Below are 15,896 nucleotides of genomic sequence, written 5' to 3'. Positions count from 1 at the left end.
TTCCAGGAAGCGGGCGTCTGACTTGGTGCACGGCATTGTTGCGGTGCAATATTTGGGGTGGGATGCCGTCGCTAGAATGATCGCTGCCGATTACCTGAAGCGCATCGCGGCCTGGTCGCGCGAATTGAGCGAGCAAGAAATCGAAATCGCGCGCGCCGGCATTTCCGAGAAGTCCTACCGCGCCAACGAATTCATCTTCATGCGCGGCGACAATTTCCAATACTGGACCGGCATCGTCACCGGGTTGGCGCGGATGGGCATCGTCTCGCGCGGCGGCAAGGCGGCGAGTTTCGCAGGCCTCACCGCCGGCGCCTGGTTCGGCGAGGGGACCGTGCTCAAGAACGAACCGCGGCGCTACGACGTGGTCGCACTGCGCGATACAAGACTGGCGATGATGGATCGCCGGACCTTCGTCTGGCTGTTCGAGAACAGCGTCGGCTTCAACCGCTTCCTGGTGGGGTCGCTCAATGAGCGGCTCGGCCAGTTCATCGCGCTGCTCGAATATGGCCGCACGCTTGACGCCACCGCGCGGCTGGCGCGCTCGATCGCCTCGCTGTTCAACCCGATTCTCTATCCCGACCTCACCTTGCACCTGGAGATCACCCAGGAGGAGATCGGGGCGCTGTCGGGAATCTCCCGGCAGAATGCCAACCAGTGCCTGAAGCGGCTGGAGCGCGAGGGGTTGCTGCGGCTGGAATATGGCGGGGTGACCATCCTCAACCTCGATCGCCTGCGCCATTACGGGGAATGACCGGCTCCGGACCGGATAAGGCTGTTTTTCGAAGGCTCTAAAGTCCTGATTTCAAACGATTAAGCCATTAGACTTGGCGGGGGCCGGATGCTACAGACGCCCCTCGTCGGGACCGCGCGGTTTCCGCGCTTTCTGGAGATGACATGGCGGTTAGGGATTCGGCGGCTCAGGACTCAAAGCGGCGCGTTGCGCTGATCACCGGCGTCACCGGGCAGGACGGCGCGTACCTCGCAGAATATCTGCTCGGCCTCGGCTACACCGTGCACGGGATCAAGCGCCGCTCGTCCTCGTTCAACACCGCGCGCGTCGACCATCTCTACCAGGATCCGCATGCCGGCAACGTGCCGTTCCTGATGCACTACGGCGACATGACCGATTCGACCAATCTGATCCGCCTGGTGCAGCAGATCCGGCCGACCGAGATCTACAACCTCGCCGCCCAGAGTCATGTTGCGGTCAGCTTCGAGAGCCCGGAATACACCGCCAACGCCGACGCCATCGGCGTGCTGCGCCTGCTGGAGGCGATCCGCATTCTCGGCATGGCGAAGGAGACCCGGTTCTACCAGGCCTCGACCTCGGAACTGTACGGCCTCGTGCAGGAGGTGCCGCAGAAGGAGACCACGCCGTTCTATCCGCGCTCGCCCTATGGCGTCGCCAAGCTTTACGGCTACTGGATCACGGTGAACTACCGTGAGGCCTACGGCATGTTCGCCAGCAACGGCATCCTGTTCAATCATGAGAGCCCGATCCGCGGCGAGACCTTCGTGACGCGCAAGATCACCCGCGCCGTCGCGCGCATCGAGGCCGGCCTCGAGAACAAGCTCTATCTCGGCAATCTCGATGCCAAGCGCGACTGGGGCCACGCCCGCGACTATGTCGAGGGCATGCACAAGATCCTGCAGGTGGACCAGCCCGGCGATTTCGTGCTGGCGACCGGTGAGACGCGCTCGGTCCGCGAGTTCGTCGAGCTGGCGTTTGCCGAAGTCGGCCGCAGCATCGAGTGGCGCGGCAAGGGTGTCGAGGAGGTCGGCGTCGACAAGGCGTCGGGCAGGACCCTGGTGCAGATCGACCCGACCTATTTCCGCCCGACCGAGGTCGATCTCCTGATCGGCGACGCCAGCAAGGCGCGCGCCAAGCTCGGCTGGGCGCCGAAGACGTCGTTCGCACAACTGGTGAAGGAAATGGTCGCCAGCGATCTCGTCGAGGCCAGGCAGGATGCGGCCAATGGCAAGCACGGCGTTTGAACTGAAGGGCAAGACGGTCTTCGTCGCCGGCCATCGCGGCATGGTCGGCGCGGCGCTGATGCGCCGGCTGGCGCGCGAGCAGGCCGATCTCCTGACGGTGTCGCGCGGTGAGGTCGATCTGCGCGACCAGGCCGCAGTGAATGCCTGGTTTGCCGCGAAGCGGCCGCAGGCGGTGTTCCTCGCCGCGGCCAAGGTCGGCGGCATCGTCGCCAACAACACGCTGCGGGCGGAATTCCTCTACGACAATCTGGCGATCTCGACCAATGTGATCCAGGCGGCCCACGCCAATGGCTGCGAGAAGCTGATGTTCTTCGGCTCGTCCTGCATTTATCCGCGCCTGGCGCCGCAGCCGCTGCGCGAGGATTCGATGCTGACCGGTCCGCTGGAGCCGACCAACGAGCCCTATGCGATTGCCAAGATCGCCGGCATCAAGATGGCCGAGGCCTATCGCAGCCAGTACGGCGCCGATTTCATCAGCGTGATGCCGACCAATCTCTATGGTCCCGGCGACAATTATCATCCCGAATACAGCCACGTCGTCGCCGCGCTGATCCGCCGCTTCCACGAGGCCAAGGTCTCGGGCGCCGGCACGGTCGTGGTGTGGGGCACCGGCACACCGCGCCGTGAGTTCCTCTATGTCGACGATCTCGCCGACGCCTGCATCCATTTGATGAAGACCTATTCCTCGCCGGACCTTGTCAATATCGGCACCGGTGAGGACATCACGATCGCCGAATTCGCCCGCGTGGTTGCAGCCGCCGTCGGCTATCGCGGCGAGATCAGCTTCGATACCTCGCGCCCCGACGGCACGCCGCGCAAGCTGCTCGACGTCGGCCGGCTGGCCAAGCTCGGCTGGCGCGCCACCACCTCGCTCGAGGATGGCATCAAGCTCGCGTACCAGGCCTATCTGAACGAGACCAAGCAGGCGGCGGAGTAGAGCACAGCTCTCTCCTCACCGTCATTGCGAGCCAACGGGTCGCGCGAACGCGCGCCCGATGACAGGCTCCGCGAAGCAATCCATCGCGCGGCTTGCGGATCCATGGATTGCTTCGTCGCTTCGCTCCTCGCAATGACGGTGGAGGATTTTAGCGTGCCCCAGCGCGCGGCGGCGCCTTCGCCAGTGCAGTCGCCATCGCCGAGATCAGCGGCTTCATAAAGAACGCATCGTTCGCCGGGTAGATGTCGGTGGATAGGCCGTAGGTCTGCAATTCGTCCGACACCACGGGCCCGACGGAGGCGATCGGCGTCCGCTGCAATCCGTCGCGCAGTTGCGCCTCGCATTTGTGCGCCTGCGCGACCTCCATCAGGCGGCGAACCTGGCCGGAGCTCGTCAGCGCGATCGCGTCGATGCGGCCCTGCGCCATCTCCTCGATCGCGGTGACGATGTTGGCGTCGGCGGCCTGCGCGTCGTAGACATAGGGCAGCACCGTATCGACCTCGGCGCCCTGTGCCGTGATCGCGCCGATCAGCGTGGCGTGGTCCTTGTCTGGATAGAGCTGCAGGCCGAGCCGGTGGCCGGTGAGGTCGAGCTTCGACAGCATCTCGGCGACGCCTTCCGACGTCGGCTTCTCGGTGGTCATTTGCGGCTCCAGGCCGATCTCGCGCAGCGCCCGTCCCGGCTTGGGACCGCGGGCGAATTTGCGCGCCTTGCCGAGGCTCGTGACAAACTCCGCCTCGACCCCGATCCGGCGCGCGACCTTCATCAGGCGGCGCAGGCCTTCCCCGGTCATCAGCACGAGGTCGTCGAGCGGCCGCTCGATGGCGCGGCGAATCCAGGCCTCGACCGGCGCCGGGTCCGGCGCATCGTGGATGGTGAACATCGGGCATTGCAGCACGTCGGCACCCTGCTCGGCGAGCAGGCGGGAAAACTGCGCCTCCTCGCGCGTCTCGAGGATCAGGATGCGGTAGCCGTTCAGCCGGTCAGCCATGATGGTCCCTAACAAACATTGTCGTCATTTGTTCGATTTGACCCCCGCGCCGGGATTGGCGCAAGGCCGCCTGCGGTGTAGACGGGGGCCGAAAATGACCGTTCCACGAACCTGCTCAAGCTTTGGTCAATTGGCATGCCCGACCATCAATTCGTTCTGACCCTGTCCTGTCCTGATCGTCCCGGGATCGTCTCCGCGGTCTCGACCTTCCTGGCGCATAATGGCCAGAACATCCTGGACGCCCAACAGTTCAACGACGTCGAGACCGGCAAGTTCTTCATGCGCGTGGTGTTCACCGCGGCCGACCTCGCGGTCGGGCTGCCGGCGCTGCAGACCGGATTTGCCGCGATCGCCGAGCGTTTCGGCATGGAATGGCAGATGCGCGACCGCGCCAGCCGCCGCCGGGTGATGCTATTGGTGTCGAAGTCCGATCACTGCCTGGTCGACATCCTCTATCGCTGGCGCACCGGCGAGCTCGAGATGATCCCGACGGCGATCGTCTCCAATCACCCGCGCGAGACCTATGGCTCGCTCGATTTCGGCGATATCCCGTTCCATCATCTGCCGGTAACCAAAGAGACCAAGCGGCAGCAGGAAGACGCGGTGTGGCAGCTCGCCCAGGACACCAACACCGACCTCGTGGTGCTGGCCCGCTACATGCAGATCCTGTCGGACGAAATGTCGGCGCGGCTGTCGGGCCGCTGCATCAACATCCATCATTCCTTCCTGCCGGGCTTCAAGGGCGCCAAGCCCTATCACCAGGCCCACGAGCGCGGCGTCAAGGTGATCGGCGCCACCGCGCACTATGTGACCAGCGATCTCGACGAGGGTCCGATCATCGACCAGGACGTCGAGCGCATCAGCCATCGCGACACGCCCGAGGACCTCGTGCGCAAGGGCCGCGACATCGAGCGCCGCGTCCTGGCGCGCGCGATCCGCTACCATCTCGCCGACCGCGTCATCCTCAACGGCCGCAAGACCGTGGTGTTCGTGGACTGATCCTCAAGCTTCGCCCGGTTGTCGTGCCTTGACGGCCTGGTGCCGTCCTGCATCGAGGTGCTGCATGAAACTCATCCACATGAGCGACATCCATCTGACGGCGCCGGGCAGGGCGATCTTTGGCCGTGATCCCCTGCACAATTTCGAGCGCGCGCTCGATCACGTGCTTGCCGATCATCGCGATGCCGAGCTGATGGTGATCTCGGGTGATCTTTCCGATCTCGGTGACCTCGCGGACTATCACCTGCTGCGCGAACGCCTGAACGGATTTCCGATCCCGGTGCGTCTCTGCATCGGCAATCACGACCACCGCGAGATCTTTCTCAGCGTGTTTCCCGAATGCGCCGACGCGGACGGATTCGTGCAGGGCGTTCACGACACGTCGTTCGGCCGCGTTTTGCTGCTTGACACCTACGAGCCGCAGACGGCCGCCGGCAGCTTCTGCGCCACGCGGCAGGACTGGCTGGAGCGGCAGTTGGCGGAGCACGACGGCCCGTTCTTCCTGTTCATGCATCACAATCCGATCCCGACGCATATCGCCCCGGTGGATCGGATCGGCCTGCTCGATGATGCCGCGTTCCGCGCGATCGTCGCCAGGCACCGGAGCAAGATCCGGCACATCTTCTTCGGTCACTGCCATCTGGTGTTGAGCGGTTCGGTCGCCGGCGTCCCCACGACCTCGCTGCGCGGCACCAACCACGCGAGCTATCCGGTGTTCGCCGAGGTGCTGACGGTCGCCGATCTGCCGGAGTCCTACGGCGTCGCGTTCATTGGCGATGACTACGTCACCGTCCACATGGTGGAGTTCGGCTATCGCGGCGAGATCATCCGCGAGGATGGGCTCGACTAAAGCATGATCCGGAAAAGTGCGAAGCGGTTTTCCTTCGCGACAAGCGCGGAACGCGTTTGCGCGGAGATCATGCTAAAACAACAATCTGAAGCGCGATGACGATTCAACCCATCTCATCGCGCTTTAGTGGGCGGCGTCCGGCGCCGGCGTTGCCGGCTTGGAGGCGTCATCCCCACGCTCGGCCGCGGGCATCAGGCGCTTGCGCTCCCGCTCTTGCATGAACTTGTCGTATTCGGGGGTGCCCGCCCGCGGTGGCGCGTCCGCGGGCAGGCCGCCGGCCCAGGCCGGAATGTAGTCGGCCATGCCCGCCGAGAGCTTCTGGTTCACGGTGCTGCATCCTCCGAGCGCGCAGGCCGCGAGCGCGAGGGCAGTCAGGACAGGGATAGGGCGCGTGAGGATCGGCATGTGAGGCAGGATACTGCTGTGGTCTTTATGGATGATGATCTTGGGGCGCGACCGTTCGGCTGCAATTGTGCTTGTTTGTTGACATTGCAACGTCGTTTGTACGATCGTACAAATGAATCGGGTCCGCAAAGACATTGATTGCGCGCAACTGTTCTCGCGGGCATTGAGTTTCGTGGCTCGATCTTGGTATCTTGATACCTGCTTCTGCGGCTGGGCCCGATCGCGTCGCGCGCGACACCGTCCATCGTCCGATTGACAGGGGGCACGGGGAGACGCCTTGTCGCGTTGCGGCTTGGCCGTGACATGCTTGGGTTAAGGTGAGGCAAGAGCCGGGGGACTCGGCTCGGCAGATAGAGTCGGAAGGGGGAGGGATGCCGATGTTCAATCGTCGCAAAATGCTGCTGTGGGGGGCGGCTTCGACCGTGCTTGCCGGATTGTGCGCCAGCGTGCCGGCGCGGGCGGAAGACGCCGTCAAGATTGGCCTGATCCTGCCGATGACCGGCGGCCAGGCCTCGACCGGCAAGCAGATCGATAACGCCATCAAGCTCTACATGCAGCAGAACGGCGATACCGTCGCGGGCAAGAAGATCGAGATCATCCTCAAGGACGACGCCGCGGTGCCCGACAACACCAAGCGGCTCGCGCAGGAACTGATCGTCAACGACAAGGTCAATTTCATCGCCGGCTTCGGCGTGACGCCCGCAGCGCTTGCCGCGGCGCCGCTGGCGACACAGGCCAAGATTCCGGAAGTCGTGATGGCGGCCGGCACCTCGATCATCACCGAGCGCTCGCCCTATATCGTGCGTACCAGCTTCACGCTGGCGCAGTCCTCGACCATCATCGGCGACTGGGCGGTCAAGAACGGCATCAAGAAGGTCGCAACCCTGACCTCCGACTACGCGCCGGGCAACGACGCGCTGAACTTCTTCAAGCAGCACTTCACCGCCGGCGGCGGCGAGATCGTGGAAGAGGTCAAGGTGCCGCTCGCCAATCCCGATTTCGCGCCGTTCCTGCAGCGCATGAAGGATTCCAAGCCCGACGCGATGTTCGTGTTCGTGCCGGCGGGGCAGGGCGGCAACTTCATGAAGCAGTATGCCGAGCGCGGGCTCGACAAGAGCGGCATCAAGGTGATCGGCCCCGGCGACGTGATGGACGACGACCTGCTCAACAACATGGGCGATGCCGCGCTCGGCGCGGTGACGGCGCACCTCTATTCGGCGGCGCATCCGTCCCAGATGAACAAAGACTTCGTCGCCGCCTACAAGAAGGCGTTCGGCAACCGTCCGGGCTTCATGGCGGTGAGCGGCTATGACGGCATTCACCTGATCTACGAGGCGCTGAAGAAGACCAATGGCGCGACCGACGGCGACAAGCTGATCGAGGCGATGAAGGGCATGAAATGGGAGAGCCCGCGCGGCCCGATCTCGATCGATCCGGAAACCCGCGACATCGTGCAGAACATCTATGTCCGCAAGGTCGAGAAGGTCGACGGCGAGCTCTACAACGTCGAGTTCGCGACCTTCGAGGCCGTCAAGGATTCCGGCAAGACCAAGAAGTGACTGCCGTCATCTCCGGCGTCATGCCCGGCCAAAAGCGCGAAGCGCGTCTTCGCGCGGATGTGCCGGGCATCCACGTCTTTCCCGCCGGGAGCAGGGAAGAAGACGTGGATGGCCGGGACAAGCCCGGCCATGACGGAGTATTCGGCGTGGTCGAAGTGGTACTTGTCACGACTTCTCGGTTAGGCTGACCTGATGGCCTCGATCCTCACCAATTTGTTCGACGGCGTCGCCTACGGCATGCTGCTGTTCGTGCTCGCCTGCGGGCTTGCGGTGACGCTCGGGTTGATGAATTTCGTCAATCTCGCGCATGGCGCCTTCGCGATGGCCGGCGGCTATATCTGCGCCGTGCTGGTCAACAATTCCGGCTGGCCGTTTTTTGCCGCACTGCCGCTCGCCTTTGTCGGCAGCGCCGTGATCGGCATCGCGCTGGAGCGCGCGCTGTACCGCCATCTCTACAGCCGCAGCCACCTCGATCAGGTGCTGTTCTCGATCGGTCTGGTGTTCATGTCGGTCGCGGCGGTCGACTACATCATGGGATCGTCGCGGGTCTTCATCAAACTGCCGGCGGCGCTGGAGGGCCAGATCGACCTGTTCGGCGTCGGCATCGGCCGCTACCGGCTGATGATCGTCGTGATCTGCGGCCTGCTCACGCTGGCGCTGCAACTGATCCTGGCGAAGACGCGGTTCGGCAGCCGCCTGCGCGCCGCGGTCGATGATCCGCGTGCCGCGATCGGGCTCGGCATCAACGTGCCGCAGGTGTTCGCCTTCACCTTTGCGTTCGGTTGCGGCCTGGCCGGTCTCGGCGGCGCGCTGAGCGCGGAGATCCTCGGGCTCGATCCGTATTTCCCGCTGAAATTCATGATCTACTTCCTGATCGTCGTCACCGTCGGCGGATCGTCGTCGATCACCGGGCCGTTCCTCGCCTCGCTGCTGCTCGGGATCGCCGACGTCGCCGGCAAATATTACGTGCCCAAGATGGGCCCGTTCGTGATCTACACGGTCATGATCGTGATCCTGCTCTGGCGTCCCAACGGCCTGTTCGGCCGCACCGCGGCGCGGTGAGTTCGCCATGAGCGCGCTGTCCGATGTCTCCACTCATGCGATGGCCACGGCGCGCTGGCGGATCAGCGAGGTCGCGTTCTGGGTGCTGGCGCTCGCCTGCGCCTTCCTGTTCCCGTCGCGCTATCTGATCATGACCGACATCGTGCGGCTCGGCCTGTTCGCGCTGTCGCTCGACCTGATCCTCGGCTACGCCGGCATCGTCTCGCTCGGCCACGCGGCGTTCTTCGGCGCGGGTGCTTACTCTGCCGGCTTGCTGGCGCTGCATGGCATCATCAATGAGCCCGTGATCGCGCTGGTCGCCGCCGGTCTCGTTGCGGCGGTGCTCGGCTTCCTGACCAGCTTCCTGGTCATCCGCGGCGTCGACCTGACGCGGCTGATGGTGACGCTCGGCATCGCGCTGCTGCTGGAAGCGCTCGCCGAACGCTTCTCTGATATCACCGGCGGCACCGACGGCCTGCAGGGCATCGAGATGCAACCGATCCTCGGACTGTTTGCGTTCGACATGTTCGGCAAGACCGGGTTCTTCTATTCGCTGATCGTGCTGTTCATCCTGTTCCTGCTGGCGCGACGTGTGGTGCATTCGCCGTTCGGCCTGTCGCTGCGCGCCATCAGGAACAACCCGCTGCGTGCGGCCGCGATCGGCGTGCCGGTCAACCGCCGCCTGATCGCGGTCTATACGCTTGCCGCCTTCTATGCCGGGATCGCCGGCGCGCTGTTCACCCAGACCACGGCACTCGCCTCGCTCGACGTGTTTTCGTTCGAGCGCTCCGCCGACCTGATGCTGGTGCTCGTGATCGGCGGCACCGGTTATCTCTATGGCGGCCTGATCGGCGCCGTCGTGTTCAAGATGCTGCAGGAGTTGTTCCAGAGCCTCACGCCGCAATACTGGCTGTTCTGGATCGGCCTCGTGCTGGTCGTGATCGTGATGGTCGGCCGCGCGCGGATCCATCGCTGGGTGCTGTTCGTGCCGAACCTGATCATCCGCCAGGTCGCCGGCCGCAAGGCTGCCGTCGCCGTGCCCGAGGGTGATGCGTCATGACGATCGCGCTCGAAACACGCGGCCTCGAGAAATCCTTCGGCGGCCTCCGCGTCACCCGCGACCTTTCGCTGAGGGTGATGCAGGGCGCCCGCCACGCGCTGATCGGGCCGAACGGCGCCGGCAAGACCACCGTCATCAATCAGCTCACCGGCGTGCTGACGCCGAACAGCGGACGCATCCTGCTCGAAGGCCATGACATCACCGACCTCTCCGTGCACAAGCGGGTGTTGCGCGGGCTGTCGCGCACCTTCCAGATCAACCAGCTCTATGCCGACCTGACCCCGCTCGAGACCATCGGCCTTGCGGTGTCCGAGCGGATGGGCCGCGGCGGCGACTGGTGGCGGCGGATGGGCACGCGTGATGACGTCAACGCCGAGATCGCCGAGATATTGGCGCGCTTCCATCTACTCGATGTGATGACCGAGCTGACCTCGACATTGCCCTACGGCAAGCAGCGCCTGCTCGAGATCGCGGTCGCAATCGCCGCCAAGCCGCGGGTCCTGCTGCTCGATGAGCCCGCGGCCGGGGTGCCCGAGAGCGAGCGCCACGATATCCTGGCGGTGGTCGCGGCGCTGCCGCGCGACGTCACGGTGCTCCTGATCGAGCACGACATGGACCTCGTATTCTCTTTCGCCGACCGTATCTCGGTGCTGGTCAATGGCGGCCTGCTCACCGAGGGCGCACCCGACGAGGTCGCGCGCGATCCGCAGGTGCGGGCGGTCTATCTCGGCGAGGCGGCCGATGCGTGAGCTTCTCTCCATCCAGGGGCTGCGCACCGGATATGGTGAGGCGGTGGTGCTGCCCGATATGTCGCTGGCGCTTGCCGAGGGCCAGGTGCTCGCGCTGCTCGGCCGCAACGGCACCGGCAAGACCACGCTGATCAATTCGATCGTCGGCATCGTCAGGCGCTTCGGCGGCAGCGTTACGCTCGCCGGCCAGGACATCACCGCGCTGCGGCCCGACCAGCGCGCCCGCGCCGGGATCGGCTGGGTACCGCAGGAGCGCAACATCTTCCGCTCGCTGACGGTGGAGGAGAACATGACCGCGGTGGCGCAGCCCGGGCCGTGGACAGTCGAGCGGGTGTACGAGATGTTTCCGCGGCTGAAGGAGCGGCGCGGCAATTTCGGCAACCAGCTGTCCGGCGGCGAACAGCAGATGCTGGCGATCGGCCGCGCGCTGACGTTGAATCCGAAAGTGCTGCTGCTCGACGAGCCGACCGAAGGCCTGGCGCCGATCATTGTTGAGGAATTGTTAAAGGCGATCGGAACCATCACCCGCTCCGGTGGCATCTGCTCGATCATCGTCGAGCAGAACGCGCAAAAGATTCTGGGGCTCGCCGACCGCGTTGTGATATTGGAACGCGGCACCATCGTGCATGATGCCGCAAGCAGCGCGCTGAAAGCCGATCCCGCCGTCCTCGAGCGCCATCTCGGCGTCTCCGGGGCCAACGGGGGCAAGGCACACTAGAAACGTCCGGGAGTTGACCATGCAGCGAACCAAGCCTCCGTTCCGCGCCGACGAGGTCGGCAGCCTGTTGCGCCCGCCGAAGATCAAGGAGGCCCGCGCCAGATTGGAGAAGGGCGAGATCTCGGCCGACGAGTTGCGCAAGGTCGAGGACATGGAGATCGAGAAGGTCGTGCACAAGCAGGCCTCGGTCGGCCTGAAGCTTGCGACCGACGGCGAGTTCCGCCGCTCCTGGTGGCACTTCGATTTCCTCAGCCATCTGACCGGCTGCGAGCTGTTCCATCCCGACATGGGCATCCAGTTCGCGGGCGTGCAGACCCGGCACGACGCCATCAGGGTGATTGGCAAGCTCGACTTCTCCGATCAGCACCCGATGCTCGATCACTTTCGCTTCCTGAAGAAGTACGCCGACCAGGCACACGTCACGCCGAAGATGACGATCCCGTCGCCGGCGGTGCTGCACTTCCGCGGCGGCCGCAAGCTGATCTCGAAGGAGGTCTACCCGGACCTCGAGGAATTCTATCAGGACCTCGGCAAGACCTATCGCAAGGCGGTGAAGGCGTTCTACGACGCCGGCTGCCGTTACCTGCAATTCGACGACACGGTGTGGGCCTATCTGTGCTCGCAGGAGGAGTTGCAGAAATCACGCGACCGCGGCGACAATCCCGACGGGCTGCAGGAGATCTACGCGCGCGTCATCAACTACGCGATCGCGGATCGTCCGTCCGACATGGTGATCACGACCCATGTCTGCCGCGGCAATTTCCGCTCGACCTGGATTTCCTCTGGCGGCTACGAGCCGGTCGCCGAGACCATGCTCGCCGGCACCAATTACGACGGCTATTTCCTCGAATATGATTCGGACCGTGCCGGCGGCTTCGAGCCGCTGCGCTTCCTGCCCAAGGGCAACAAGGTCGTGGTGGTCGGCGTCATCACCTCGAAGTTCGGCGAGCTCGAGAAGAAGGACGACATCAAGCGGCGGCTGGAGGAGGCGGCAAAATTCGCCCCGATCGAGCAGCTCGCTGTATCTCCGCAATGCGGCTTTGCCTCGACCGAGGAAGGCAACATCCTCTCCGAGGAAGAGCAGTGGGCCAAGCTGCGCCTCGCGGTCGAAGTCGCCAACGAGGTGTGGGGCAAGTAGCCCCGGCCATATCCCAATCGTCATTGCGAGGAGCGATAGCGACGAAGCAATCCATCTTTCCCTTTGTGGAGACGTGGATTGCTTCGCTTCGCTCGCAATGACGGAGAGAGTCGTCTTGTGGCTTCACTTCTCCGCCAGATAGACCTCGCCGAGCAGCGACGAGTTCGACCATGGCACCTGCTTGCCCTTGGTCGCGGCGACGACCTCGGCGCGGACCCGCGTCAGCATCTGCTGCACCTCGAGGCCGGGCGTGCCGACATGACGCGACAGCGCCGCCGAGAACGGGCTGTTGGCGCCTTCGCCGTCGAGCGCGACCTGGCCCGGCGCCGTCGCGAACGCGATCAGCGTGCCGGCGCCGAGCGTCGAGCCCGATCCGAGCGTAGCTGGCGCGGCAAGGCCGGAGCCGGCCTCGATGCCGCGGCTCGGACCCGTGGACGCCAGCTGCGGCGCCATCGGATTGTTGCGACAGGCATCGAGGATCAGGATGTTGGTGCGGATCTGGTCGTCGAGGCCGGCCATGATCGTATCCATGTCGACCATCGCCTCGGTCATGCGCCCACCCGCCTTGAACGCGATATCGACCGGCACGAGGTAGTTGCGGCCGTCGATCTGCACGCCGTGGCCGGCGTAGTAGACGACGGCGATCTGCGACCGCGCCGCTTCGCGCAGGAAGTTGTTGATCTTGGTCTGCATCGCGTCGCGATCGAGATCGAGGCCTTCCGAGACGGCGAAGCCGATGTCGCGCAGGCTCTTGGCGATGGCGCGGGCATCGTTCGGCGGATTGGGCAACGCCTTGACATGCGCATAGGCGCCGTTGCCGATCACCAGCGCGACGCGCCGGCCGGTCGCTGCCGCCTGAGCCGGTGCGGCGGGCGGGGCCGGTGCCGCGACGGAAGCTGCCGGCGGTGCAGGAGCAGGGCTGCTCTCGGCGGCGGGCACTTCTGCGGTCTTGCGCGGTGCTGCGTCGGCCTCCTTCAGCAGCGCGAGCCGCACCTTGGCGGTCGCCTGATTGGCCTTGCTGCCGGCGTCGGAGGCCACGCCCTCGAGCACGGAGGCGTAGTCGTCCTTGGCGTGCGCAGCGTCGCCCTTGGCCTCATAGGCGAGGCCGCGCTGGGTATAGGCGGAGATCAATACGCTGCCGGGCGGCGTCATGATGTTGACGGGCGCTTTCGCCTTGGCGAGCCGGATCGCTTCCGACGTGTCGGCAATCGCGCGCGCGATGTCGCCCTTGGCGCGCCAGATCACAGCGCGGCTGATCAGCGGCTGCGGCAGCGACGGATCGATCCTGACCGCCTCATTGATGTCGGCGAGCGCGCCGTCGAGATCACCGAGCGCCTGCTTCGAGGCGCCGCGGTTCTGATAGGAGAAGGCCGATTTCGGCAGGGCCTTGATCGCGGCGTCATAGTCAGCGATCGCCTTGGTGTAGTCGCCCTTGCTGCGATAGGCATTGCCGCGGTTGTGGAAGATGATGCCGCTCGGCGGACCCATGCGCAGCGCGTCGTTGAAGTCGGCGATCGCGATGTCGTACTCGCCCTTGTCGTAATAGGCCGAGCCGCGCAGATTGTAGACGGCGGTGCTCGGCTTCAGGCGCAGCGCCTCGGTGGCGTCAGTGATCACCTGCGGGTAGTTGCCCTTCTTGTTCCAGCCGACTGCGCGCCAGAAATGGATGGTCGCGAGCTTCTCGCCGGAAAACACCTTCAGCGCGATGATCTTGGTGCAGGCGTCGATCATCTGGTCGGCGGGCGTCGTGTCGGTCGTGCAGAGCGGGCCGAGCTGGGCGCGCGTCTGCGCGAAACCGGGCGCCGACCACAGGACGGCAACTAGCAGGCAGGGGATCAGGAGCAGGCGGCGCATCGGTCATCCGGGCGTGGTGGCCGTCATGGCGATCGGCGACGGCGAGGTGGTTCTGGGGGCGATCATGAATGTTTGGTGATCGGGCGGTAGAGGGGGTTCAATTGGTGGGAAAATGATGGTAAGACCTCGCCGCACACTATCTCTGCCCACTTTTGTCCCACTCACCGCAGCTGCCCACTGGGCGTCATGAAGAACGACGAAATCCTCAGTCAGATCACGGATTTCTGCCGCCGTTCCGACATGGCGGAGTCGACGTTCGGCCGCCGTGCCGTCAACGACGGCAAGCTGGTGCACCGGCTGCGCGAGGGCAAGCGCATCACGATCGATACGCTCGACCGCATCAATGGCTTCATCGCGACCTCGACACCGGGCGGCGTGGCGCCGCCGCGCGGCCTCGTGGTTCCGCCGGAAAAGCGTGATCCCAGGGGCAATTTCCGCTTCTTCGAGAACCGCCAGCGCTATCTGCTGTTCGTGCACACCTGCAGCGAGAAACGGGTGATCGCCGACCGGGTCGCGCTGGAACTGGCGGCGATCCACCCGCGGCCGCCGGCGCTGCGGGTGTTCGATGCCGGCATGGGCGACGGCACAGTGCTTGCGCGGGTCCTGCGTGCCATGCATGGCCGCTTCCCACATATGCCGTTCTATGTCGCCGGCAAGGAACTGAGCCTGGAGGACGTCCGCCTCACCCTCGACAAGGTCCCTGATCGCCTGTTCGAGCATCCTGCCAGCGTCTTCGTGTTCACCAACATGTATTACGCCGAGGCGCCCTGGCTGACGCCCAAGAACTCCGCGGCAGCCGCCAGCATGATCTGGCACGAAGTGGCGCTGCGCGGGGCCTCCTCGGGCGAATTCGAGGCCCAGATCGCGGAGCTCGGCCCGTTCCTGGAACAGAATTGGCGGGCCAATCTCAGCCCCGGCAATGCGATGCCGATCTATGAGCGGCCGGTGGCGCTGGTGCTGTACCGCGACGACCATCGCTTCCTGCTCGATTCCATCATTCCCCGGGCGGGCCGCACCGAGGCGAATTTCGATCTCGTGATCGCCTCGCAGCCCTACCGTGCGAAATCCTCGGTGAACTTCCGCGCCAAGCGGATCATCGCGCCACTGGCGCGCGCGCTGCGCGGCGGTGGCCGGCTGATAGGAATCCACTCCCACGGCGGCGATCCCGGGCTTGAAATGATTCAAGCCGTCTGGCCCGGAGAAAATCCTTTCGCCGTCAGCCGTCATGAGATACTGCGCGCGGTGAAGTACGAGTTGGGCTCCGCGGGGCGCGAGCTGAACTTCAACGCCTACGCCGATAACCGTTCGATCTTCCGATATGATATGGAAGCGCTGCCCAATGAGGTGACTGGCTCGATCGGAACCTCGACGGCCTTTGCTGCGTGGAATGCCGCGGTGTATGTCGCGCAGATCGAAGATGAGCGGTTGACCGAAACGACCGAAAACGGACGAGCTCTCGAGGCCACACGCGAAGTTCTCCGCAAACACAACGGGCTGTGGTTCTACGACGAATCCTACGTCATCTCGCGGCGACGAGACTGACATGCCGGGGACATATTCACCAACCAACGTCGGACATCGACGAAACAAGGGGTTTGCT

At 64.7% G+C, this 15,896-nt stretch carries 16 protein-coding genes; 13 read left to right on the top strand and 3 right to left on the bottom strand.

Features of this window, described 5'->3' with window-relative positions:
* Positions 1-76: 76 nt before the first annotated feature.
* The 3 genes from BI327_RS06545 (at position 77) to fcl (ending at position 2,932) form a co-directional block, all read left to right on the top strand.
* Positions 77-751, top strand: coding sequence for a Crp/Fnr family transcriptional regulator (locus tag BI327_RS06545; RefSeq protein WP_076858883.1), 675 nt, complete (start codon positions 77-79; stop codon positions 749-751).
* 143 nt (positions 752-894) lie between these two features.
* Complete coding sequence (gene gmd, locus BI327_RS06540; protein WP_076858882.1) at positions 895-1,995, top strand: GDP-mannose 4,6-dehydratase; 1,101 nt, start codon at positions 895-897, stop codon at positions 1,993-1,995.
* Entirely contained in the window at positions 1,976-2,932 is a 957-nt protein-coding gene (fcl, locus tag BI327_RS06535; protein ID WP_283807767.1) for a GDP-L-fucose synthase, read from the top strand. The genes gmd and fcl overlap by 20 nt, the downstream gene beginning before the upstream one ends.
* Positions 2,933-3,080: 148 nt before the next feature.
* Here fcl and BI327_RS06530 read toward each other — a convergent pair whose 3' ends face one another.
* Positions 3,081-3,923: a uroporphyrinogen-III synthase gene (locus tag BI327_RS06530; RefSeq protein ID WP_076858880.1), complete on the bottom strand. Its 843-nt coding sequence runs from the start codon at positions 3,921-3,923 to the stop codon at positions 3,081-3,083.
* Positions 3,924-4,058: 135 nt separating this feature from the next.
* Between BI327_RS06530 and purU the strand changes: the two genes are divergently transcribed.
* Both purU and BI327_RS06520 read left to right on the top strand, forming a co-directional pair.
* On the top strand, positions 4,059-4,922 hold the full coding sequence (gene purU, locus BI327_RS06525; protein ID WP_076858879.1) for a formyltetrahydrofolate deformylase: 864 nt from the start codon (positions 4,059-4,061) through the stop codon (positions 4,920-4,922).
* 64 nt (positions 4,923-4,986) lie between these two features.
* Positions 4,987-5,772: a phosphodiesterase gene (locus BI327_RS06520; RefSeq protein ID WP_076858878.1), complete on the top strand. Its 786-nt coding sequence runs from the start codon at positions 4,987-4,989 to the stop codon at positions 5,770-5,772.
* A gap of 123 nt (positions 5,773-5,895) precedes the next feature.
* On the opposite strand, the gene BI327_RS06515 is transcribed toward BI327_RS06520, so the two are convergent.
* Positions 5,896-6,099, bottom strand: a complete 204-nt coding sequence (locus BI327_RS06515) for a hypothetical protein (protein WP_394329836.1) — start codon at positions 6,097-6,099, stop codon at positions 5,896-5,898.
* A gap of 455 nt (positions 6,100-6,554) precedes the next feature.
* On the opposite strand from BI327_RS06515, the gene BI327_RS06510 reads away from it, so the two are divergent.
* Genes BI327_RS06510 through BI327_RS06480 form a run of 7 tightly spaced genes read left to right on the top strand, consistent with a single transcriptional unit; the run spans position 6,555 to position 12,442 of the window.
* On the top strand, positions 6,555-7,736 hold the full coding sequence (locus BI327_RS06510; RefSeq protein ID WP_076858877.1) for an ABC transporter substrate-binding protein: 1,182 nt from the start codon (positions 6,555-6,557) through the stop codon (positions 7,734-7,736).
* Positions 7,733-7,924, top strand: a complete 192-nt coding sequence (locus tag BI327_RS06505; RefSeq protein WP_076858876.1) for a hypothetical protein — start codon at positions 7,733-7,735, stop codon at positions 7,922-7,924. Before BI327_RS06510 ends, BI327_RS06505 begins: the two co-directional genes overlap by 4 nt.
* 4 nt (positions 7,925-7,928) lie before the next feature.
* On the top strand, positions 7,929-8,798 hold the full coding sequence (locus tag BI327_RS06500; protein ID WP_076858875.1) for a branched-chain amino acid ABC transporter permease: 870 nt from the start codon (positions 7,929-7,931) through the stop codon (positions 8,796-8,798).
* 7 nt (positions 8,799-8,805) lie between these two features.
* Entirely contained in the window at positions 8,806-9,837 is a 1,032-nt protein-coding gene (locus BI327_RS06495; RefSeq protein ID WP_076858874.1) for a branched-chain amino acid ABC transporter permease, read from the top strand.
* Positions 9,834-10,586, top strand: coding sequence for an ABC transporter ATP-binding protein (locus BI327_RS06490; RefSeq protein ID WP_076858873.1), 753 nt, complete (start codon positions 9,834-9,836; stop codon positions 10,584-10,586). The genes BI327_RS06495 and BI327_RS06490 overlap by 4 nt, the downstream gene beginning before the upstream one ends.
* Positions 10,579-11,304: an ABC transporter ATP-binding protein gene (locus BI327_RS06485; protein ID WP_076858872.1), complete on the top strand. Its 726-nt coding sequence runs from the start codon at positions 10,579-10,581 to the stop codon at positions 11,302-11,304. The genes BI327_RS06490 and BI327_RS06485 overlap by 8 nt, the downstream gene beginning before the upstream one ends.
* 19 nt (positions 11,305-11,323) lie before the next feature.
* Positions 11,324-12,442 carry a cobalamin-independent methionine synthase II family protein gene (locus BI327_RS06480; RefSeq protein ID WP_076858871.1) on the top strand — a complete coding sequence of 373 codons (1,119 nt, stop codon included), beginning with the start codon at positions 11,324-11,326 and terminating at the stop codon, positions 12,440-12,442.
* 123 nt (positions 12,443-12,565) lie between these two features.
* On the opposite strand, the gene BI327_RS06475 is transcribed toward BI327_RS06480, so the two are convergent.
* The gene (locus tag BI327_RS06475) at positions 12,566-14,296 is read right to left on the bottom strand and encodes a caspase family protein (protein ID WP_076858870.1); all 1,731 of its coding nucleotides are present in this window, start codon (positions 14,294-14,296) and stop codon (positions 12,566-12,568) included.
* Positions 14,297-14,482: 186 nt separating this feature from the next.
* Here BI327_RS06475 and BI327_RS06470 point away from each other — a divergent pair, with 186 nt between their 5' ends.
* The gene (locus BI327_RS06470; protein ID WP_076858869.1) at positions 14,483-15,838 is read left to right on the top strand and encodes a hypothetical protein; all 1,356 of its coding nucleotides are present in this window, start codon (positions 14,483-14,485) and stop codon (positions 15,836-15,838) included.
* Positions 15,839-15,896: the final 58 nt, after the last annotated feature.

The organism is Bradyrhizobium mercantei (assembly GCF_001982635.1).
GTDB lineage: Bacteria > Pseudomonadota > Alphaproteobacteria > Rhizobiales > Xanthobacteraceae > Bradyrhizobium > Bradyrhizobium mercantei.
The sequence above is the reverse complement of the archived record's forward strand: the minus strand, read 5'-3'. Positions and strand labels throughout refer to the sequence as shown.

Bases quoted from the DNA above. Each gene is read 5' to 3' on its own strand.
- BI327_RS06545 (WP_076858883.1), top strand. From the start codon at position 77: ATGATCGCTGCCGATTACCTGAAGCGCATCGCGGCCTGGTCGCGCGAA.
- gmd (WP_076858882.1), top strand. From the start codon at position 895: ATGGCGGTTAGGGATTCGGCGGCTCAGGACTCAAAGCGGCGCGTTGCG.
- fcl (WP_283807767.1), top strand. From the start codon at position 1,976: ATGGCAAGCACGGCGTTTGAACTGAAGGGCAAGACGGTCTTCGTCGCC.
- BI327_RS06530 (WP_076858880.1), bottom strand. From the start codon at position 3,923: ATGGCTGACCGGCTGAACGGCTACCGCATCCTGATCCTCGAGACGCGC.
- purU (WP_076858879.1), top strand. From the start codon at position 4,059: ATGCCCGACCATCAATTCGTTCTGACCCTGTCCTGTCCTGATCGTCCC.
- BI327_RS06520 (WP_076858878.1), top strand. From the start codon at position 4,987: ATGAAACTCATCCACATGAGCGACATCCATCTGACGGCGCCGGGCAGG.
- BI327_RS06510 (WP_076858877.1), top strand. From the start codon at position 6,555: ATGTTCAATCGTCGCAAAATGCTGCTGTGGGGGGCGGCTTCGACCGTG.
- BI327_RS06500 (WP_076858875.1), top strand. From the start codon at position 7,929: ATGGCCTCGATCCTCACCAATTTGTTCGACGGCGTCGCCTACGGCATG.
- BI327_RS06495 (WP_076858874.1), top strand. From the start codon at position 8,806: ATGAGCGCGCTGTCCGATGTCTCCACTCATGCGATGGCCACGGCGCGC.
- BI327_RS06490 (WP_076858873.1), top strand. From the start codon at position 9,834: ATGACGATCGCGCTCGAAACACGCGGCCTCGAGAAATCCTTCGGCGGC.
- BI327_RS06485 (WP_076858872.1), top strand. From the start codon at position 10,579: ATGCGTGAGCTTCTCTCCATCCAGGGGCTGCGCACCGGATATGGTGAG.
- BI327_RS06480 (WP_076858871.1), top strand. From the start codon at position 11,324: ATGCAGCGAACCAAGCCTCCGTTCCGCGCCGACGAGGTCGGCAGCCTG.
- BI327_RS06475 (WP_076858870.1), bottom strand. From the start codon at position 14,296: ATGCGCCGCCTGCTCCTGATCCCCTGCCTGCTAGTTGCCGTCCTGTGG.
- BI327_RS06470 (WP_076858869.1), top strand. From the start codon at position 14,483: ATGAAGAACGACGAAATCCTCAGTCAGATCACGGATTTCTGCCGCCGT.